Below are 21,041 nucleotides of genomic sequence, written 5' to 3'. Positions count from 1 at the left end.
CAGTGTGACAGCAGTGTGATGGCAATAATGCTGTCACCTAGAAAACAAAGACAAAATAAAGACGCTGCTCGAAAATAAATAGTATCAGCCATCAATGGATTAGTAGTTCAATTTATTATCCTCGTACTTATGAGTTGTGTCCTGCCTTGAAACCAACAGTTTCAAGGTGCGAAACTTTAGTTTCATACGCTTGAAACTATAGTTCCAATTGCTTGAAACCATTGGTTTCTCACCGATGAAACTACAGTTTCCCTTAGCTGGAACTGTAGTTTCAAGCAGGGAAAACTAATTTGCCCCGTAATTCGGCGGTGGCAATCCCATTTCTTTCGGTTAAAGAAATGCTTGATATATCAATAATTTTCTGTATTAAAACTTGTTTTCTTTGCCGGTTTCGGATATTATGACTAATTTAGCAGTCTCAACGATCACAAAGACGCTGACAAAACAAATTATTATCAAATTAATGAAAATTACTCAATTTCGTAAGAACGAAGATGCGATAGCGCTTAGCGTAATGGATCTTGATATACTGGTAAATAAGATAAAGACAGAAATAAAATCCCGTCCTGTTTCTACATTCAGAGAGCATCTGCGATATATCCTTCCCGATGAACGGTGTATGTTTGCCAATAAACTTCCCCAAATAATTCCTGCCGCCGAATTTCGAAAAGTAAACGGTCAGAAACAAATGAAAAACTATAACGGTATTGTAGAGTTGACTGTCGGTCCCTTATCCAATAAATCTGAAATAGCATTAGTGAAACAAAAAGCCTGCGAGCAACCGCAAACCCGTTGTGTTTTTATGGGTTCAAGTGGCAAAACGGTGAAAATATGGGCTACCTTTACCCGACCGGACAACTCCCTTCCCAAAACACGGGAAGAAGCGGAACTATTCCACGCCCACGCCTATCGACTGGCTGTGAAATGTTATCAGCCCCAAATCCCGTTCGATATACTTCCCAAAGAACCGACTCTGGAACAATATTCGCGCTTATCCCACGACCCGGACATCATCTACCGTCCGGATTCAGTCCAGTTTTATCTCTCCCAACCGTCATCAATGCCCGAAGAAACCACTTTCCGGGAAGCGGTTCAAGCAGAGAAATCTCCATTGACCCGTGCCGTACCGGGATATGATGCGGAAAATGCTTTCCTGATGCTTTTCGAAGCCGCTTTACGGAAAGCATATGCCGATCTCAGGGAAGCGGGACTTGAATTGCGCGAAGATACATGGCATCCTTTAGTCGTCCAACTGGCTAAAAACTGTTTTGCTTCGGGACTTCTGCAAGAAGAAGTCGTGAAACGTACCGTTTTCCACTTCTATATGTATAAACAGGAAGCGCTTATCCGGCAAATGATTGGCAATATATATACCGAGTGCAAAGGTTTCGGCAAGAATATCAGCCTAAGCAAAGAGCAGCAACTCGCTTTGCAAACCGAAGAATTCATGAAACGCCGCTATGAATTCCGCCATAACACCCAAATCGGCGAGGTGGAATATCGTGAAAGGCTTTCTTTCCGTTTCCGCTTCAATCCTCTCGACAAACGTGCACTTAACAGCATTGCCCTGGATGCGCAAATGGAAGGTATTCCGTTGTGGGATAGGGACATCAGCCGTTATATCTACTCCAACCGCGTGCCTGTATTCAACCCGCTGGAAGATTTTCTCTACCGGCTTCCGGTATGGGATGGCAAAGATCGTATCCGTGCATTGGCAGCCACCGTTCCCTGTAAGAATCCGTATTGGATGGATTTGTTCCACCGTTGGTTCCTCAATATGGTTTCCCATTGGAAAGGAAGCAATAAAAAGTATGCAAACAGTGTTTCGCCCTTACTTGTCGGGCCGCAAGGGACACGCAAATCCACCTTTTGCCGGAGTATAATGCCCCCTTCCGAACGTTCCTACTATACCGACAGCATTGATTTCTCCCGAAAGAAAGATGCCGAACTTTACCTCAATCGTTTTGCGCTCATCAATATTGATGAATTTGATCAGGTGAGTTCGACGCAACAAGGTTTCCTGAAACATATTCTGCAAAAACCTGTGTTGAATGTGAAGAAACCTCATGGCAGTGCCGTTCTCGAAATGCGCCGTTATGCCTCATTCATAGCGACGAGCAACCAGAAAGACCTGTTGACTGACCCTTCCGGCAGCCGTCGTTTTATTTGTATCGAAGTGACCGGAGTGATTGACACCAATCGTCCGATAGACTATGAGCAGCTTTACGCACAAGCCATGTACGAACTGGAGCATGGCGAACGTTACTGGTTCGACCAGGAGGAAGAAAAGATTATGGTGGAAAACAACCGTGAATTTGAACAAGTCCCGCCGGAAGAGCAACTTTTCTTCCGTTATTTCCGTGCTGCACAGTCTGAAGAAGGGGAGTGGCTGTCTCCTGCCGAGATTATGGAAGATATTCAAAAAGGCAGTTCAATCCCGATGTCTGTCAAAAGGGTTAATTCCTTTGGGAGAATACTGAAAAAGCAAGAAATCCCTTCCAAACATACGCGTAGCGGTACACTCTATCATGTTGTAAGACTAATAACCAGGTGACGGCAAAAATGCCATCACCCTGCCGTCACCTCTTGCTGTCACAGTCTTATCGGTTCATTACTAAACTATTAACTCCTAAACTGTGACAGATGACAGCAATTTACCAAATATATTCTTCTGTGTAGCGTTGGTAAGTTGGTTCTTCTTTTATCCCTTTATTACGGAATAGTTGTCTGATGTAGGCTTGGTCTTTAGGCATAAGCCCCCGTTCTCCGCGATAGAACCTATAATATCCAGTTTTCCCATAGTGTCCTACCAGTTGTATTCTGATACTGACTGCATCCTCATAGGGGATTCTGTTAAGCAACTGTTTAAGTCCCCATGCCACATGGACTTTGACAGCAGTCTTGAAACATTCGCATTGATTTCCATCCGCAGGATAACGTACCGGATTAACGATGGAGATATAGAGGTAATCGGCTGTTTCATTTTGTGCAGCTATGTAGCGCAAACATTTCAAGGCTTGCGGGCATTGGTCATTGAAACACCGGGAGAAATTGTAGGGGACAGACGGGCTGTCGGATTCTTCTTTCATCTTGTAGGGTTTATTTTATTTGTGAGATATTATTGTTAATACGTTAATATACGGGAAAATATTCTTCACAAAAGTAGGGCTTTATTTTGGGAATGGGAAACGTTTGGACGAATATTATTTGTATGGATTAAGTGTTTTCTTAGAATTGTGATAACTTGTCTACATAAGTAGAAATCCTAATTTATATACTTCCTTATTTCATCTAATTGGGATGCAATATTTTTGAAATCTGTATATAAGTCGAGAGTTTTGACATAGATTCTATTTCCACATATACTGGTTTCTAAATCAGGAGTAATTTCTTCATTAGTTTTTGCATATAAAAGCATACCTGCAACATTGCTTGAATTTTGTATGTCATAGTTTTTTACATAGGTGAAAATTTGGTATAAGTTGTTAGAATGAAGGGTTTGTTTGTTATATTGTTTTTGCATTGTTTGCGAATAATATTTGGTGTCAATAATAAGCGTTCTTCCATTGTATTCTAACATGATATCTGATTGCATACACGGAAGTAATTCTAGTGCTTTGTTATCGGATTGATAATCAATATTCCATTTTATTCGGGAAGTACTGGTCTTTAATTCAGGATGTTCTGTTTTGTAATATTCTAATACAAATTTCTCATAAAGCCGATGCATGTATTCATCAGAAAAAGTTGCCATGTGATATTTACCATCTTCAGTTGTCTGTAGTAAACCTTCCAAAACAAAATAACAAATATTCATCAGCATCTTATAGGTCTGATTATTACGTTGAAAATAGAGTGTGTTCCACTTTACGATGGATGGTTCAATGGTATTAATGTTGGCGAAGAATGGTAGAACTTTCTTTAATTTGTTTTTTCGTTCTTTGGCTACTATCTTTTCTTGGAGAAGAATACTGATTGTAGTTTTTAATATTTGGTTAAATATATTATTTTCTGATAGTTCATCAAATTCGCATGATAGGATCTGCTGACATTGTATTCTATGTTTAATAGTTTTTGTTATGTCAATTTTCCCTTTCATTGTAGGTAGTGATTCTGTTCTTGGTACATATTCACGATATAATCCTTGTTTTAGTTGATACGAAATACCTCGCGATAGGATTTCTGCAAACAAGTCTTCTATATGCTCGAATTTTTCAGAAGCTATATTTGCATAGTTGTTACGCTTAAGTACCTGAAAGGCATAAGCTAGCATGTAATAAATATTTTTAATTAATATATTTTTGTCATTTGTCATTAGAATAAGCTCTTTAGTTCATTTTCCCAAAAATCAACTTTTTGTTTATCATCAAACCAATATTCATGTAACATAGGAATAATGTCATAGAATATAATTTCTTTTACTTTATCACAAGATTCTAATCCACATAAATAACTGTGTCCTATTTGGAATCCGTCACCGAGTGATTCATCTTTGGATATTTCATCATTTAATCTCTTGATCGTTTCAATTAATTTGTCGAAAGTGGTATTATGTAATTCATTTTGGTACTTTTGGAAGCCGATTGAATCAAATCCAGGTTTCATGTTGTAGAAACAGAATCTTCTTCTCAATGCATAATCAATCATAGCCAAGCTGCGATCTGCGGTGTTCATTATACCTATGATGTGGAGATTGTTTGGCACAGAGAAAAGTTCTCCATTGTGTGCTAATGCTATTTTAACATTACGGTAATCTTTTTCAATTAGCATTAATAATTCTCCGAATATTTTACTCATATTACCACGGTTGATTTCATCAATTATGAAAAAATAATCGTGTTCTGGATCATTTCCGGCAGTGATACAAAATTTGTAAAATATTCCCTTTTTTAGTTCGAATTTTTCTTCTTGAGGTTTATAACCCATAACAAAATCTTCGTATGAATAATTTTGATGGAATTGGACTATTGAGATTCTTGAATCATCTTTTTCTCCCATTATTGTATAGGCCAGTCGTTTGGCAGAGTATGTTTTACCTACTCCCGGGGCTCCCTGCAATATGATATTTTTTTTGTATTTGAGTATACTTTTTAGGGTTTTGAGTTCTTGTTCATCAAGAAATACGTCATTTAGAAAATCTTCATCTGTGTATCGGCCGATATTCTCATTTGTTCGTTTAATAGGATTTGTATCTCGAATTATATCCATAATGAAATCATATTCATTTTGGGTAAGTTTGAATAAACTGCCATTAGGATTAGCAAAGAACTCCATATTATTGAGTTCCTCGCAGTTTTTTAAAATCGAATAATCAATAGGATAAGTAAGCGATTCTGTTTTTTGGAAATAGATATGTTTTCCATCATTCTTTTTGTAAATCTTAGCAAGTGCAACTACTTGTTTGGTAGGAGTTGCTTCATAACAGATTGCTATATCACCAGCTTCTGCATCTAAGAAATTCTGGAATACACGACGTTTATTTCCGTTGTCATTGTATAAAGTGTAAGACTGAATTTCTCCTATGCTCCAATTGGACAAACTCCACATTTGAGGATTAGCTTTTAGCCACCAGTAGTGAAGTTTGGAAGTTGGGGGAGTTAAAGGAGGGATGTTTTTTTCTTGCTTTTTTCCTGCTATCTGAAACTTTTTTTGACTTTTCTGATTATTCTTATCTAAGAAGTATAGAAAATCTACAGTAGTAGTTGTCAGTTCGAAATCTGGATCACAATTCGGAGTGCGAGTGAGGACATCAGAAAGCATTGCTTTCAGTTCTGTATCTTGTTGCAAAATCCATTTGATTTCATTATATAATTCGTATGCTTGCAATACAGTATTGGGAGTAGCACCTTTTTTGAAGGTGTAACTAGTATTTAAAATTTGAGATACTCGCGAGAATTCCCTTGGTTTAAATATGTAATATCGTTCTGGATATCTAAGCCATAAATAGGTGCTTATTGTTCTATAATCTTGAAAGTGATTTCTCCAAGTGCTTTGATTGTATTTCTCAAGTATAAAGTCTGATTCTTTAATAAATTTATAAATTCGATCGGAAAGGGGAATATGTTCATTATATAAATCAATAAACATCTTTCTTACATCTTCGGGGGCAACCATTGCGAAATTCTTTATCATGCGTCTAGGAAAATAATGTTGTGCTCCTAGAAGATTTTGAGTTTTCGAAAGAGAAGTTTTAAGCATTTGTGTGAAATCTGGGGACTTGATATCCCAATGGGATTGAAACCAGCTTACTGCTTCCCATTTATACTTTTCATCATTCCAAGAGGAGAAGAAATTTGCCTTATAATCTTTTATTTCCTTCTCTAACTTATTTATGTCTATATTCATAATAGGGTATTTTTATTGTTGTTCTTTGGGGTATAATATTCAACTCTTTCATCTGCCGCCATTGGAGGATATGTTTCGTTATGAAAATCATATTTTCTAGTTTCGTTGAGTAATGAGTTGTAATTATCAGAATCATTATCAGTCCATTGTTCACATTGATGAATAACTGTTTCCAGTGCATTTTCAGCTTCTTCTGGTGGGTATTTGTATTTTTTCAGAAGTCTTTTTATCATACGACGCATCCCTGCTCTGGCGGATTTTTTCTTCTGCCAGTCGATTGAAAATTTAGCTTTTAATATAGATAAGTCTTTAGGAGTAATCCATGCAATACCGTCTGAACAATAGTATTCAGGCTTTGATTTTGAAGTCAGTAGAGCATCTTTGAGCAACCGTTCATTGTAACGCCCAGTTATACCCGTGAAAGCAAAATTGTAGGGGTCTTTGCTTAACTCCTGTGCAAGGTCGCTCATCGCATCGGGCAATGTTTTTGTAAAGTTAGTCAGTGCCTTGCCCTGCCGCTCATAAAGGTCGGTGCTAATGAAATTGAGCAGCATACTACGACTCCAGCCGTTCTCCACCGTCTGGTGAACATAGAACAGAGCTTTGTCTATATCGTCTTTCACTTTATCCATTATCAAGCAATGGTGTCTCCATGGGACTTCAAATATTCCACCAACTTGGTGGAATAATTCCGTTTCATTTTTTCCACCAAGTTGGTGGAAAGTTTTCAGAGCATCCTTATATAACAAATAAAACTTCCTACAATAGTAGATATTGCTCTTTGACAAACCAGCTGCATTGGGTATAGCTTCACGTAAATCTTTGCTCAATTGAGTGATAACACTTTCGCCCCAGCGTTCTTCTACGTGCAATTCAACAATGTCACGACCTAAAAGCCAGTTGAATTTCAACTGTTCCACATTTACTTTCACCGCTGCCTTTATTTGGCTTTGACGATAGCGACCGCAAAGGTCTTTCACCCATTGCAGATATTCTTTATCAAGTATGTTTATTGACTTGTTCATTGTAATCTATAATACTTCAGTTGCGTTAATTTTTAGTTCTCCTGACATCTGCTTTGGGAGAAGTGTGTCGCGTAGAATTGTTAACCTAATACTTTCCTGTTCATTTCTTAGTATTTGGTCGAAATACGATTTATTTATCTGCCTATTTTTGTAAAACAGATGATTCTTATTGTTATATGTATTGTATCTTATCCGCATTTTAATTAATGTATTAAAAGTAGAAAATAATTTCCATAGTGCTGTCGTACTTTAAATGAGAAGTAAATGTAGGCATTATTATTGATGTGATTGTTATAGTTGGAGTAAAATTTATTCTTTTGGTTGTTAGAATATGCAGAAACTCCTATTCTAACAAAAAAATGATTTGCAATGAACATTCTAATGCAAGTTTAATACTTCGCTTAACTTATCTCCAATAATTTTCTTCTCATTACTACCGATAGTAGACAATCTCACCAACGGAATTCCGTACAACTCTAAGATATGATCCTTTTTAATATCGCGTTCTGATTGACTCGTCCCCGATTTATGGAATGTATAACCATCTGTTTCAATAGCCAATACCGGTTGTTTACTCACACGATTATAAATTAGAAAATCAATATGAGTATTTATATTTGCAGCATATTTGCTTTCCTCTTCATTCAATAGAGAATAATCCTGAATCAACATATAGAGTGGTAAATGGCAAATGATATTCAAATGACGCATATTGATATTCTCTTTCAGGATATCCTCGAGTAAGGCGAATGTAAGATTCTCGGAATCGTATTCGGATATTTTCTTGTGTTTCTTCAAATAGGCAATTCGGGCATCTGTGTATTGCTCATATAGATAATCGAATATAGAATGAATTTTACTGGTGGAAACAGTGCCATTGTTATATTCGATATAAGCAATCAAATCGCTGATATTGCAGTCTTTGGGTTGTTCGTTTCCCGATACGACTAAATAGAATTGTGACTTAGCCCTCGAAACAGCAACATTGAGCAGGTTAGGATCATCGGAAAAGGAAGTGATGACATCGTCGACAGTAGTCATAATGATAGCATCCTTTTCTCTTCCCTGAAACTTATGGACTGTTGCGACATCAATATCCTCTTCAAGTGCGGATTTTACTGCATCTACTTGTTTGTTATATGGAGCAATGACGCCAATTTCATCTGTTTCATAAGATAGATTCGGTAGTACTTCCTCTTTGATAACATTTATTTCCCGTTGATTCATGTGACTGCGGGAGTGGTTACCTTTGGCTGTCCGTATGGCACAAATGACATTCTCTTCTCCTTTATCACGTGTCATGATGACAAGATCTCCACCATAAAATTTCTGATTACAGAAGTTGATGATTCGAGGATGGCATCGATAATGTTCCCGTAACAAGGTCTGCGGTACATTTGGAATAACTTTGCAGATGGATTGCAAAAAACTCATATTGGCACAATCATATTCCGGCTTAATCAGGCAGGCATTAGCGATAAAGTTTAGCTTTTCCTTATCTTCTTCTGTGACTACATTGGGGAGTTGCATGGTATCACCGACAATGATTGCATTTTTAGCACATGACAAGGCTAAAGCTCCGGTCTCAACGGAAACCTGCGACGCTTCGTCCATAATGATATAATCATATACGGCATCTCGTTGTAGACTGCTTAATGATGAAAAGGTCGTACTTAATATAATAGGGTATTCTTTTTGTACCTCTCGCCAATTATTTCTTAGATCAGGGAGCGTAAAGATGGGCTTGTCATGATTATTGCCATAGGTATGAAATAACTGATTCTTTAGATATTTCATTGATGTATCAGCCATTTGTCTAGCCATTTCTGCTGCATCTTTGTTGGCAAGTTCCTTTTCTAATGTGTCTATTTCAACTTCCAGTTCTGCGTACTTTGTTTGGTAGAATAAGATTTGGAAGTCGGCGATAATCAAACTCATCTCCCGTTTATAGAAACTTTTATCGGGGATTTTACAAATCGCTTTGCTCCTGAATTTAAAGAATAACCATTTCAACCGTTGAATAAAAGCTGCTATTCCCCGAAGACTTGATGATTGTTCTTTTTCTGCAAATTGCTGACATTCATTCCATAAATTCAGAAGGTCTGCCGAACTGGAACTCTTTCGTTGTTTGAGAGTAATTTCTTTTGTTCCGAACTCTTGCAGATAATGTTGCCACTCTATTTTTAAAGCTTGTATTTCCTGTCTTGCCATGGCAAGGCGTTCCTGTTTGGAAAATATGCTTTTTAGTTCTTCTGTCTGATGATGTATCTGATTGAGAAATTGAGGTTGGTTGGCATCCGCATCATGCCATGACTCAAAGTTCTCCGGATATTGTTTTTCCTCTTCTTGAGTCTCGATGAATTTCTCTTTGTTAGCTGTGCTGCCAAGCAATGCAACAATGAAACCCATATCGTATTTGGATAACTTCTCAAGTACATTGACGATGGCGGAGTTATTATTAGATACTACCTGAACAGTCTTACCACGCACAAGGATATTGGCTATGATGTTCAGAATCGTTTGGGTCTTTCCGGTTCCCGGAGGTCCTTGCACAACACTGATTTGATTCTCAAAAGCTGCCTGGACTGCTTTTTGCTGGCTTGCATTACAACCGAAAGGAAAAATCAAGGTTGAGGCAGTCTGGGTCTGCATTTTATATTTTTGAGGATTCAGATATACAGCAATAGCTCTGTTGTTTGCGATGAAATGAATCTTTTCATATTGTTTTGCCAATAGCTTCGTTCCGTCATCAGCTTTCAATTCGTTCGCATCGGCAACTTTCTTCAAATATTCGAATATGCTTTTCGAACGACTCTCTCCCAAGCACGATTCGATAATTTCTAAGTCCTTTTCTCTGTAATCATACTCTTTACCATTCAGAAAACGAATGTGCCAATAGCTGTGTGATCCGGCCTTGAAAATAGATAAGGCTTTGATGTTTGATAAAGTTCTCCCTTTACTGATTATTTGATAATTATTGGGGTCCGGTTTGTCCGGATCAGTCAGCCAAAGGACATTTTCTTCTTTGTAAGTATACGCACTAGGAACATTTCGGAATACTATCTTATAGCTGCCATCATAATTCTGGCAGCTTTCTATTTCGGGAGTCTTGATTTGACCTTTTATAATAATCAGATTTTCGGAAGTATCTATCATAGGCTTGTGTGTAAATATAATAGGTCGTGCTGCTGTTTTTATTTATTATTTTGGATATAAAAGTAAGAATATTTTCCAGAATATCAAAACTGAAGTAGAAAAAACAGTGAATGGCTTTATTTAGCTTTGCATTGTTATAAATATAGAGTGAGATTCGGTTTGGGAGTATTGAACGTGATAAAAGAGATTTGTTTTGCCAATGAAATCATTATCTTTGCAAGGTATATATTAATGAACGAGGAGGATATTATGCTTGCATACACATATATTGAACACGGAAAGTTTGAGTTACAGGAGAAAGCGAGACCGGAAATAAAGGATTCACGGGATGCAATCGTGCGTGTAACACTTGGTAGCATCTGCACCAGTGATCTTCATATTAAACATGGCAGTGTGCCACGTGCTGTGCCCGGAATAACTGTCGGGCATGAGATGGTAGGTGTAGTAGAACAAGTGGGGGCTGATGTCACTTTCGTGAAACCTGGTGACAGAGTGACTGTGAATGTCGAAACTTTCTGTGGTGAGTGTTTTTTCTGTAAGCATGGATATGTGAATAACTGTACTGATCCTAATGGCGGTTGGGCTTTAGGTTGCCGAATTGATGGCGGTCAGGCGGAATATGTCAGAGTTCCTTATGCGGATCAAGGTTTGAATCGTATTCCGGATACAGTGAGTGATGAGCAAGCCTTGTTTGTCGGTGATGTACTTGCAACAGGTTTTTGGGCAGCACGTATCTCGGAAATTACCGAGGAAGATACTGTTCTGATTATCGGTGCCGGACCTACCGGAGTTTGTACTTTGTTATGTGCGATGTTGAAGCACCCTAAACGTATTATTGTCTGTGAAAAGTCTCCTGAGAGAATTCGCTTTGTTCGCGAGCATTATCCTGATGTGTTAGTAACGGAGCCTGAAAACTGCAAGGATTTTGTGATTCAAAACAGTGACCATGGTGGTGCAGATGTTGTTTTGGAAGTAGCGGGGAGTGATGATTCTTTTCATTTGGCATGGGATTGTGCTCGTCCTAATGCTGTTGTCACCATAGTAGCCCTTTATGAACAGCCGCAGCTTCTTCCTTTACCTGATATGTATGGCAAGAATCTGATTTTTAAAACAGGGGGAGTGGATGGTTGTGACTGTGCCGAGATTCTCAAACTGATTGAGGAAGGGAAAATTGATACTACTCCTCTTGTTACACATCGATTTCCATTGAATGAGATTGAGGAGGCTTACCGTGTCTTTGAAAACAAGTTGGACGGGGTTATTAAAGTAGCTATATCAGTAAATAAATGAAAATTAAATAGAAATCGCATATGAAAAATATACTGATAGTGAGCAATAGTGATACGTGTCGCAGTCGTATGGCGCAGGAAATTTTAAACTCGTTCGGTAGAGGTATGAAGATTAGTACTGCCGGTGTTTTGGTTGGAAATTCTGTCCCGGATGTTGTTTGCCAGGTGATGGAACAGAATGGATATGACTTTTCCCGTAGAAAGCCATGTGATGTTGCGACGTATGCCCAGCAGACATGGGATTATGTTATTACTCTTTGTCCGGAAGCGGAGGAAGTGCAAAAGGAAATGCAGGGGGTAGTGAGAAAATATGTTTCTTTTAATTTTGCAGATCCTTTTCGGGGAGGTATTCATGCTGAGGATGAACAGGAAGAACGGGTGGTGGCACTATATGACGCTATGCATAAAGAACTGTATGAGTTTTTTCGGAGTGAATTAATGGAGAAACTCTTGCCTCGCTGTTCTTGTGGGGCGAATACATATTGTAGGTGCGAGTAGGAATATATATGTGTGTTGTCCGGTGATGATGGCAAAGTTGATTAATCTTTAGCACGAAGTTGCCAGAAAGCAATAGCGGATGCGGCAGCTACATTGAGTGAATCTACCCCGTTTGCCATAGGGATGCGGACCACATAGTCCGCCTCGGTAATTGTTTCGTTTCGAAGACCGTCACCCTCGGTTCCCATCACAATGGCTAACTTGGGTTCGGTCGCTAAGATGGGACTATCAATAGAGATTGATTTCTCTGTAAGTGCCATAGCGACTGTGCGGAATCCCAGTTTATGCAATTCATTGGGAGAACCATCCAACCAAGCCCATGGTATCAGGAAAACAGATCCCATTGAAACTCTGACTGCACGTCGGTTCAACGGGTCGCAAGAATTGCGTGTCAGTAATATGGCATCTATCCCAAGAGCGGCTGCAGAACGGAAAATAGCTCCAATGTTGGTAGTGTCTACCACACCTTCAATGACTGCGATACGCCGTGCGCCTCTACATATTTCTTCTACACTTTTCGATGTCGGGCGGTGCATGGCACAGAGGACGCCACGTGTGAGTGTATATCCGGTCAATGTGGCAAGCAGTTCTCTTGTACCGGTATAGACCGGTATATCATCACAACGTTCAATGATATCAGCAGCATCACCAGTGATATGCTTCTGCTCGCATAAAAGAGCTAAAGGTTCATAACCGGCATTTAGAGCTACATTAATAACTTTCGGACTTTCTGCAATAAACAGTCCCTTATCAGACTCGATACGATTACGTAGTTGAGCTTCAGTGAGAGTACTGAATATTTCTATTCTGGGATCAGTTAAGGAATGTATTTCTATAATGGGCATAGGATTTCTTACAACTATCTACTTAATTACATCAAATTATACCAATGATTGCATCTACTTTTTACTTGCCTATGCAGCATATTTACATCACTGATTATCAGTGACTATTCATTTTAATAGGTACAACCTCTGTTTTTACAAGTACACAGAATGTAGGGGCAAATGCAAATCGTTGTATTTCATTGTTTTGCATATACGTGTTGTACCGCCTTCTTTCAGCCATTTTGTGGAATGTCCGCTATCAGATACAACGTGTTGAACGATAGGATATTCCCATATGGATGTTACAGAACGCTTGTTGAATACAAAATTATATAGAAAAATCGAGTTTTTCTACACCGGCACAATAAAAACCGAGGCCAACCCTCAAACTCTGCTTCATACTTCGTTTAATTGTTACGAATGTCCTATATTTAAGGAGTGTAACTAAAAAATCTCAAATATGGACAAAGACAGAATCGTGGCCGGCCTTGATGTCCACAAAGATACAATTTATCTCTGTGTGATGGATAATACAGAGGCCGTTATTTTTGCAAAAGTTTATGGTACATTGACTCCTGATTTAGAACTTATGTGTTCCGAGATGGTTTCTCATGGGGTGACAGAGGCAGCAATGGAAAGCACTTCGACCTATTGGGTCCCTGTGTGGAATGCCTTGTGCGAGAGCATGTCTCTCAAATTGGTAAATCCTTATTTTATAAAGCAGCTTCCCGGTCGCAAGAGTGATGTGAAGGATGCCCAATGGATAGCGGAATGCTTGTTGAAGAATCTGATTCGTGGAAGTTTTGTGCCAGATAAGAGAGTGCAGGACATGCGCAAGTATAACCGTCGCATCTTCGACCTGAATGAAGACCTGACGTATAACAGCAATAAACAGGACGCTGCTTTACAGCGATGTGGTTTTCGGTTAAGTAACTATGTATCCCGAGTCAATGGAAAAAGCTATCAGAAGTGCGTCCGTGCAATAATAACCGGGATAACAGACCCTGAGGAGCTGGTGAAACTCATTCATGGAAAAACTCTACGGAAATACGGACGCAACATTATAAAGGATGCCGTAACGGGTGACTTTCACCAGGCAGACATCTGTTTGTTAAAGCAATACGCAGAGCTTATAGAGGTAATCGAGCGACAAATCGAAGAATGCAGGAATGCTCTCATTGCCATGTGCCAGGAACACTTCCCGAAACAATTCAAACGTCTACAGAGTATCCCCGGTGTTAAAGAACGCGCCGCTTCGGCTATAATTGCGGAGACCGGGGCTGACATGAAACCGTTTGAAAAAGCAACAAACCTAGTGGGATGGTGTGGATTGAAACCACGCAATGATATAAGCAACAATAAAGTCAAAAGCAACAGGACGACGCATGGGAACCGATTCCTGCGTCAGATATTGATTGAAATATCCTGGGTCGCATCAAGAACCCGAAACTGCTTTTTCTCAAATTTCAGCTACGTGCAATGCACCCAACGCCATAAGAACAAGATGAAGATACAAGTAGCCATCGCCCGAAAACTATTGGTCGCAGTATGGCATATGCTGACAAAAGACGAGGATTTTATAGATGTTTACCTCAAGCGGCTTGAAAAGCAGGCGGAATGGCAAAATGATATTCAAGCATTAGAATCGTTATTGGTCGGATAGACCTTTCCGATATACCTCTATCGACAACATAATTACCTTTGTGCTGCCACATGAGCGCGTTTACAAAATTATTGTATCTATAGAGGGATTGGACACCAGCGTAGTCCTTTTAGGCTGAAGAGGAAAGTAACAAACTTTACTAGTTCAGACGACAAAATACTTGTCGTCTTAGGCGTTTTGTGGGAAAACTTACGGACTATAAGTATAATTAATTAGATACAAGTAAGTTACATGCGAATATAAGAGCAGGAGATTTTTCTTTTTAGAGGAAAGGTAGTAATTCTCTTGGGATTTCTGTGGTTTGTGGTGGAATTTTTGCGTTCCGATTATTTAGGGTACTCGATTCGTTGGAAAAAGTGTAGCAAAACTGAATTATTCGCTTGAAAAAGTGTTTGTATGCCATAAATGGTACACTTTTATTCGGAGGAAACCATTATATCCTATCGGGTATAGTTCTGCATCGAACATCAATATTATACCTGAAATGGTATAAATCAATAGACTTGGCTGAACTCCATAATGTCGAGCATCTGATATAATATTCCGTCAATAGCGGAATGCCAACTTTGGTGAAAATAACCATAATACCAATGGTTCACCGGATGATTATCAGTTTTGAGATGATGCAGGATCATATCCATTGTTTTTCTTTCAGATTGTACATCTTTAAGAAGTGATGAATCGTTCTCAGCCCATTGGTTAAGGTTGCTTTTTGAGAATAGCTCACAATGTGATGGCGCAGTATGTGTGACAACTGTATCAATCAAGAAGTTTGCACAGATGGTATTCATCTTATCAGCGTCGTAAATAGGAGCTTCATTCTTCCAATATAAATTGCGGGAAATATCATTTTCTTGCAACTCATTGGAGTGAACTCGATATTTCCGTTTGTTCCATTCATTTATGCGATAAATTCGGTCAATAGAAATGGCTCCGCCTACACAAAGGATAGAATGATTACAGGCTTGAAGGATAGTATAATCAGGAACAGCAATGAAACGTTTGTAACTGAATGTTGTTCCTTCGAAATAAGCTGGATTATCATGATTGCCACGTACAAATACAATCCAATTGTTGGCTTGATTCATTCTCTTGGTATTTCGTCTAACCATTTGCTCATAGTATTCTTTCTTTTCAAAGCCAAAACCACAATCCCCAGCTACAATCAATAGAGTGTCCGTCAACTTGTATTGAATACAGAGTTTGAATACCAATTGATTAAAATCTCCATGAATATCACCGGAAACAATAATTGTCTTGGCTTCGGGAAAAGATAGTGAGAATGTGTTGCTATGATTCATCTTATATTCCTGATAATAGCGCATGTAATTAATCTTATACTTGCAAGTTATCAGAAATCATTTGGAGAATTTCTTCGTTTGTGGTAGTTGATTCTTGTCTGTTTTTTAATGCAAAAGATGCTGCATCTACTGCTTCTTTTGATGTTTGTGGAACAAGCCCCGAATAAACTATATTTTCTATATGTTCTAATTCTGTTCGCTTTTTAGAAATTTGTTCTTTTGTGTACAGCTCTGCCTTTATATCTGATAAGAATCCCGCATACTTATTGCGCAAATCGTGCATAACAGCAGCAAATCTTTCGCTGTCAGCTGCCTTCTTTTCTAGATTTTCAGCTTTGTATTTGGTGGTGAAATATGTTAATGTCAACGCTAAGAAAGCCATTAATGGGACAATGACAATTTCAGGTAGCCACTTGAATATATTGGTAATTGCAGAAGCTGATACCAAAACAGAAAATACTAAAAGAATCTGATTTTGTTTTTTCTTCTTTGATAGGTATATATTCGCTTGACATAAATGAATTTTGTGCGTCCAAATTATTTTGTTAAAACGTTCAAGAATCTCCCTGTAAAGAATTTTTGTTTGTTCGTCCATATGATTTATTCTTCTGTCATGTATTTTAAAACTTTGATTAATACATCAATGTATTTATATGTATCTACTGGCATGTTGCTTCCTGGTGCTGTCAGATTAAAGCTCCAAACAGGGCATGAATCATAAAGCCTTTTTTCATAAGTTCCTATTGGTTGATTAGAACTTTGTTCTCCTTCTCTTAGCCAGTGCCAATCAGCAATATTATGATAAACAAAACTGTCAATCACGATTCCCGGAAGATGGTAACTCCTAAAATAGTTATCACGAATTTCACGCATGTGCTTACATGTGTCGAATAACAAACCATTGCTTGCAACATTTTTTTCCTTCATTGCCTGTTGCTCGCTTTTGGGATTAGTTGTCAACCAGTTGCCACCCATATTTGAATCTGGATAGTCGTATTTCCCATTCCAATTACCCCACCAATCTAATTGACGAAAAGCTGGTAGAACTTCAAATTTAATCCCATCGGAAAAGTTTATCACAACGACTTGCCCATCTCCATGAATATCACTGTTCGGATAGGTTTGTAAAATTGCATTCTTCAATGCTTGTAGTAATCTGGACTGACCATTTCCCCTTAGTGCGTCATATTTATTATATTCGTCTCGTGGCAGTTCGACAAGTATATCAATGTCACTTGTATCAATAGCAGTATCTCTACCATAAGAGCCCACATATAAACTATGAGCAGTTTCGCTGGAGCTACCCCAAAATTCCGAATTAACCGCTCTTGTTATGCGTCTATATCTCTGAGATACTAACGAACGCTGTTCAATGCTAATTATTTCGCCTCTTTTTCTAACTGTATCCATATTAATTTTATTTCGTACACAAAAGTACAAAAATAATCCCAGTTTATCGAATATAATTCGCTATATTTGCACTATAAAATCGTATCAAAGAATGAAACTAAATAGAATAAAGGCTGTATTATCTGAAAAAGGTATCTCTCAGACATGGTTGGCAAAGAAACTCGACAAGAGTTTCAGTATGGTAAATGCTTATGCCTGTAATAGGATTCAACCAAATTTAGAGACCTTGCAACAGATAGCAGAGATATTGCAGGTCGATTTGAAGGATTTGATAACTGACAAAAAGGATAGGTGACATGAAACAGTTTTCGGAAGCTACACGGGTGCAGATGCCTGCAATGGTTCACCTCACCCGAATAGGATATACTTACTTCGGCAAGTTGAGTGAAGATAAGAATGGCACGGTCTATGACGGTGACACGAATATTCTTTTGCAGGTATTTGAACGGCAGTTTAAGAATCTGAATCCCGGACATGAGGGAGAGTTTCTTCAAGTTTTGAAAGATATTCGTAAGGAACTGAACGATGATGACCTCGGTCGAGGCTTTTATAACCGTCTCAAAGTTGTTTCGCCTGTAAAACTGATAGACTTTGATAACATTGGGAATAATACGTTCCATTTCACAGCCGAATTTACCTGTAAGAACGGACAGGACGAATTTCGTCCTGACATTACTTTATTCGTAAACGGATTGCCACTTTGTTTTGTAGAAGTGAAGAAACCCAACAATCATGGTGGTATGTTGGCAGAGAGCGCACGAATGAATAAAGAACGCTTCCCAAATAAAAAGTTTCGCCGCTTCATCAACATTACGCAGTTGATGATATTCAGCAATAATATGGAATATGATGCGTTGGGCGGTATCGTACCCATACAAGGGGCTTTCTATTGTACTGGGGCACGTTCATACGCACCATTCAACTGCTTCCGTGAAGAAAATTTAAGCGGTCAGAAAATAGCACCGTTCCATCGTGACTATCCGTATAAGGAGATTGACAAGGCGGTGGAAAAACAGATATTGTCTGATTACAATTGCCAGGTCATTCATACAAGTCCTGAGTACCAGACAAATCTCGGTTTCAACACCCCTACAAACAGAATCCTAACATCCATGTGTTCACCTGAACGGTTGTTGTATATCATTAGATATGGTATTGCCTATGTCCGTATGGAGCGTGAGGTGGATGGAAAGATAGAATCTACCGACCAAAAGCATATCATGCGTTACCAACAATTGTTTGCATCGTTAGCTATTCGCCAAAAACTGGCAGAGGGGGTGAAATCTGGCGTAGTCTGGCATACACAAGGGAGTGGTAAAACCGCCTTGTCATACTATCTGACCTATATTCTCAACGATTTCTACTCCAAACAGAATAAGGTCGCCAAATTCTATTTCATTGTAGACCGCCTTGATCTTTTGGAACAAGCCACACAAGAGTTTGAAGCTCGTGGATTGGTTGTATCTACTGCCAATACAAGAGCCGAACTGATGGAGCAATTCCGCAGTAATCAGGCACAACAAGGTGTAAGCGGACAGGCAGAAATCACGGTTGTGAACATTCAACGCTTTGCCGAGGATAAAGAAAAAGTACGTATCAGTGATTATGCAACCAATCTTCAACGCATCTTCATTCTTGACGAGGCACACCGAGGATATAAACCTGGTGGCTGCTTTCTTGCCAATCTCTTTGATGCCGACACCGATGCGGTTAAAATCGCACTTACAGGTACCCCGTTGTTAAAAGAGGAACGTGCCAGTTGCAAGGTGTTCGGAAACTATTTGCATACCTATTATTACGATAAATCCATTGCGGATGGCTACACGCTGAAAATCATACGTGAAGATATAGAAACCTCCTATAAAGAGCGTTTGTCTGATGTGTACGATAAATTGGAAACCCTTGTGCAAAAGAAAGACATTCGTAAGTCGGAAATCATAGAGCATCCAAGTTATGTAAACGAGTTAGCCCGTTACATTATGACGGACTTAAAAGAGTTTCGCAAGATACAAGGAGATGATACTTTAGGCGGTATGGTCATTTGTGAAACCAGCGAACAGGCAAGGCGGCTTTATGATGTATTTCAAGAAGAATGGCAGAAGTATCAGCCGAAGCCCATCAAGATAAAACTTTCCGATGGTTCGTATGTAGTGGGTGAACCAGAAGTGGATTACAAATCAAAATACAGACCGCTGAAAGCTGGAATCATTCTTCACGATACGGATGACAAGGAAACTCGCAAGCAGATAGTCAAAGACTTCAAGAAAAATATGACAGTGGATATTCTCATTGTCTTTAATATGCTTTTGACTGGTTTTGATGCGCCACGCTTGAAACGCCTGTATTTCGGGCGCAAACTGAAAGACCACAATCTGCTTCAAGCCATAACACGTGTAAACCGTCCTTATCCCGGTATGCGTTACGGTTTTGTCATTGACTTTGCCGACATCAAGCGCAACTTTAAGGAAACCAACGAAGCATATTTACAAGAATTAAACCGCTTTAATGACGTGGATGAGACTGGCGAATCCGCTGCCACCGATACCTTTACCCAAGTCATTGAGGACAAGGAAGAGATATTGAATCAGATGAAGAAAGTTCGGCAAACGCTTTTCAATTACACATACGATAATGCGGAAGAATTTTCTTCTGAAATCTCCACCGAAGAGGATAAAGCTGTATTGCTCGACCTCAAACAGGCATTGGAATCAGCCAAGAACATGGCGAACATCGTGCGTACATTTGGTGATGATGAAATGAAAGAGCAATTTGCCAAACTCGAAATCACCAAGTTGCCGCAACTACTCTCTGAGGTGCAAAGACGGATAAGTATCATCAATCAGAAAGAGGCTTTCAATACAAATGAGGAAACGAAAACTCTAATCAATGAGGCAATGATGGATATAGAGTTCACTTTCTCCAAAATAGGACAAGAGGAAATGCGCCTTATATCCGGTGGTGTGGAATTGAAAGAGAAATGGCAACGTACCATTTCTTCATTTACCCAAAACTTCGACCAAGACGATCCGGAGTTTATCTCGTTGCGTGAAGCCTTTATGGAACGCTTCAAGGAACACGGTTTTGTGATTGACACGATAGCCAAGTTCAACGAAGAAACACAGGCTTTGGATGAAATCATCGGTCGTCTGCAAGACTTACAAAAACGCAATAATGTCTTGTTGAAAAAGTACAAGGGCGATGAAAAATTTGCTCGTGTACACAAGCGTATTCGTGAAGTGAATAAGCAGAGGGAAGATAAGGGACAGAAGCCTATGTTCTCTTTCCTTGACGAAGAGATTGCTGCCATTCTCAATATTATAAAAGAGGATGTGGATGCCAAAGTGTATGATCGTAACGACATTCTGAAAAAGGATGCTTATTTCGGACGCACGGTGATGGCTCTTATCAATGGATGTTTGTTCCATTTCCCACAAATAAAGCCCGAAATGGAGGATTACAAATTTATTCAGACACGCATTTCACAACAGTATATCAACCAATATAACGCCACTTACAGCATTGCATAA

The 21,041-nt window shown here is 39.0% G+C and carries 15 protein-coding genes; 6 read left to right on the top strand and 9 right to left on the bottom strand.

The window, feature by feature from the left end; genetic code table 11:
• The first annotated feature begins 463 nt into the window (after positions 1–463).
• The gene (locus tag HMPREF9009_RS21515; RefSeq protein WP_083444240.1) at positions 464–2,554 is read left to right on the top strand and encodes a BT4734/BF3469 family protein; all 2,091 of its coding nucleotides are present in this window, start codon (positions 464–466) and stop codon (positions 2,552–2,554) included.
• Between the two features lie 100 nt (positions 2,555–2,654).
• Here the strand turns inward: HMPREF9009_RS21515 and HMPREF9009_RS21510 are convergent, their stop codons facing one another.
• The 5 genes from HMPREF9009_RS21510 to HMPREF9009_RS21490 form a co-directional block, all read right to left on the bottom strand.
• The gene (locus HMPREF9009_RS21510; RefSeq protein WP_049703226.1) at positions 2,655–3,089 is read right to left on the bottom strand and encodes a DUF6078 family protein; all 435 of its coding nucleotides are present in this window, start codon (positions 3,087–3,089) and stop codon (positions 2,655–2,657) included.
• A gap of 176 nt (positions 3,090–3,265) precedes the next feature.
• On the bottom strand, positions 3,266–4,315 hold the full coding sequence (gene mcrC, locus HMPREF9009_RS21505; RefSeq protein WP_049703225.1) for a 5-methylcytosine-specific restriction endonuclease system specificity protein McrC: 1,050 nt from the start codon (positions 4,313–4,315) through the stop codon (positions 3,266–3,268).
• Positions 4,315–6,345, bottom strand: coding sequence for an AAA family ATPase (locus tag HMPREF9009_RS21500; protein WP_049703224.1), 2,031 nt, complete (start codon positions 6,343–6,345; stop codon positions 4,315–4,317). Before HMPREF9009_RS21500 ends, mcrC begins: the two co-directional genes overlap by 1 nt.
• Positions 6,342–7,370 carry a DUF1016 N-terminal domain-containing protein gene (locus HMPREF9009_RS21495; protein WP_083444232.1) on the bottom strand — a complete coding sequence of 343 codons (1,029 nt, stop codon included), beginning with the start codon at positions 7,368–7,370 and terminating at the stop codon, positions 6,342–6,344. The genes HMPREF9009_RS21500 and HMPREF9009_RS21495 overlap by 4 nt, the downstream gene beginning before the upstream one ends.
• A gap of 378 nt (positions 7,371–7,748) precedes the next feature.
• Positions 7,749–10,526 carry an AAA domain-containing protein gene (locus HMPREF9009_RS21490; RefSeq protein ID WP_049703223.1) on the bottom strand — a complete coding sequence of 926 codons (2,778 nt, stop codon included), beginning with the start codon at positions 10,524–10,526 and terminating at the stop codon, positions 7,749–7,751.
• A 249-nt stretch (positions 10,527–10,775) separates the two neighbouring features.
• On the opposite strand from HMPREF9009_RS21490, the gene HMPREF9009_RS21485 reads away from it, so the two are divergent.
• Together HMPREF9009_RS21485 and HMPREF9009_RS21480 are read left to right on the top strand one after the other, a co-directional pair.
• Positions 10,776–11,816: an alcohol dehydrogenase gene (locus HMPREF9009_RS21485; RefSeq protein ID WP_260456706.1), complete on the top strand. Its 1,041-nt coding sequence runs from the start codon at positions 10,776–10,778 to the stop codon at positions 11,814–11,816.
• Positions 11,817–11,836: 20 nt separating this feature from the next.
• The gene (locus HMPREF9009_RS21480; RefSeq protein WP_049703222.1) at positions 11,837–12,313 is read left to right on the top strand and encodes an arsenate-mycothiol transferase ArsC; all 477 of its coding nucleotides are present in this window, start codon (positions 11,837–11,839) and stop codon (positions 12,311–12,313) included.
• A gap of 41 nt (positions 12,314–12,354) precedes the next feature.
• Here HMPREF9009_RS21480 and HMPREF9009_RS21475 read toward each other — a convergent pair whose 3' ends face one another.
• The gene (locus tag HMPREF9009_RS21475; protein WP_049703221.1) at positions 12,355–13,158 is read right to left on the bottom strand and encodes a TrmH family RNA methyltransferase; all 804 of its coding nucleotides are present in this window, start codon (positions 13,156–13,158) and stop codon (positions 12,355–12,357) included.
• A 442-nt stretch (positions 13,159–13,600) separates the two neighbouring features.
• Here HMPREF9009_RS21475 and HMPREF9009_RS21470 point away from each other — a divergent pair, with 442 nt between their 5' ends.
• The gene (locus HMPREF9009_RS21470; protein WP_008021897.1) at positions 13,601–14,803 is read left to right on the top strand and encodes an IS110 family RNA-guided transposase; all 1,203 of its coding nucleotides are present in this window, start codon (positions 13,601–13,603) and stop codon (positions 14,801–14,803) included.
• Between the two features lie 494 nt (positions 14,804–15,297).
• On the opposite strand, the gene HMPREF9009_RS21465 is transcribed toward HMPREF9009_RS21470, so the two are convergent.
• From HMPREF9009_RS21465 to HMPREF9009_RS21455, 3 genes are read right to left on the bottom strand one after another with little or no spacing between them, the layout of a single operon-like run.
• Complete coding sequence (locus HMPREF9009_RS21465; protein WP_049703425.1) at positions 15,298–16,104, bottom strand: metallophosphoesterase; 807 nt, start codon at positions 16,102–16,104, stop codon at positions 15,298–15,300.
• A 34-nt stretch (positions 16,105–16,138) separates the two neighbouring features.
• A complete protein-coding gene (locus HMPREF9009_RS21460; protein ID WP_049703220.1) occupies positions 16,139–16,699 on the bottom strand; it encodes an SLATT domain-containing protein in 561 nt (186 codons plus the stop codon).
• A gap of 5 nt (positions 16,700–16,704) precedes the next feature.
• Positions 16,705–17,514, bottom strand: coding sequence for an SMODS domain-containing nucleotidyltransferase (locus tag HMPREF9009_RS21455; protein WP_049703219.1), 810 nt, complete (start codon positions 17,512–17,514; stop codon positions 16,705–16,707).
• A gap of 91 nt (positions 17,515–17,605) precedes the next feature.
• On the opposite strand from HMPREF9009_RS21455, the gene HMPREF9009_RS21450 reads away from it, so the two are divergent.
• Together HMPREF9009_RS21450 and HMPREF9009_RS21445 are read left to right on the top strand one after the other, a co-directional pair.
• A complete protein-coding gene (locus tag HMPREF9009_RS21450) occupies positions 17,606–17,809 on the top strand; it encodes a helix-turn-helix domain-containing protein (RefSeq protein WP_004316526.1) in 204 nt (67 codons plus the stop codon).
• A gap of 1 nt (position 17,810) precedes the next feature.
• Positions 17,811–21,041: a type I restriction endonuclease subunit R gene (locus tag HMPREF9009_RS21445; RefSeq protein ID WP_049703218.1), complete on the top strand. Its 3,231-nt coding sequence runs from the start codon at positions 17,811–17,813 to the stop codon at positions 21,039–21,041.

The sequence above is a fragment of the Bacteroides sp. 3_1_13 genome, from assembly GCF_001185845.1.
GTDB lineage: Bacteria > Bacteroidota > Bacteroidia > Bacteroidales > Bacteroidaceae > Bacteroides > Bacteroides xylanisolvens.
Note: the sequence above shows the minus strand (reverse complement) of the source record. Positions and strands in the feature narration are given on the sequence as shown.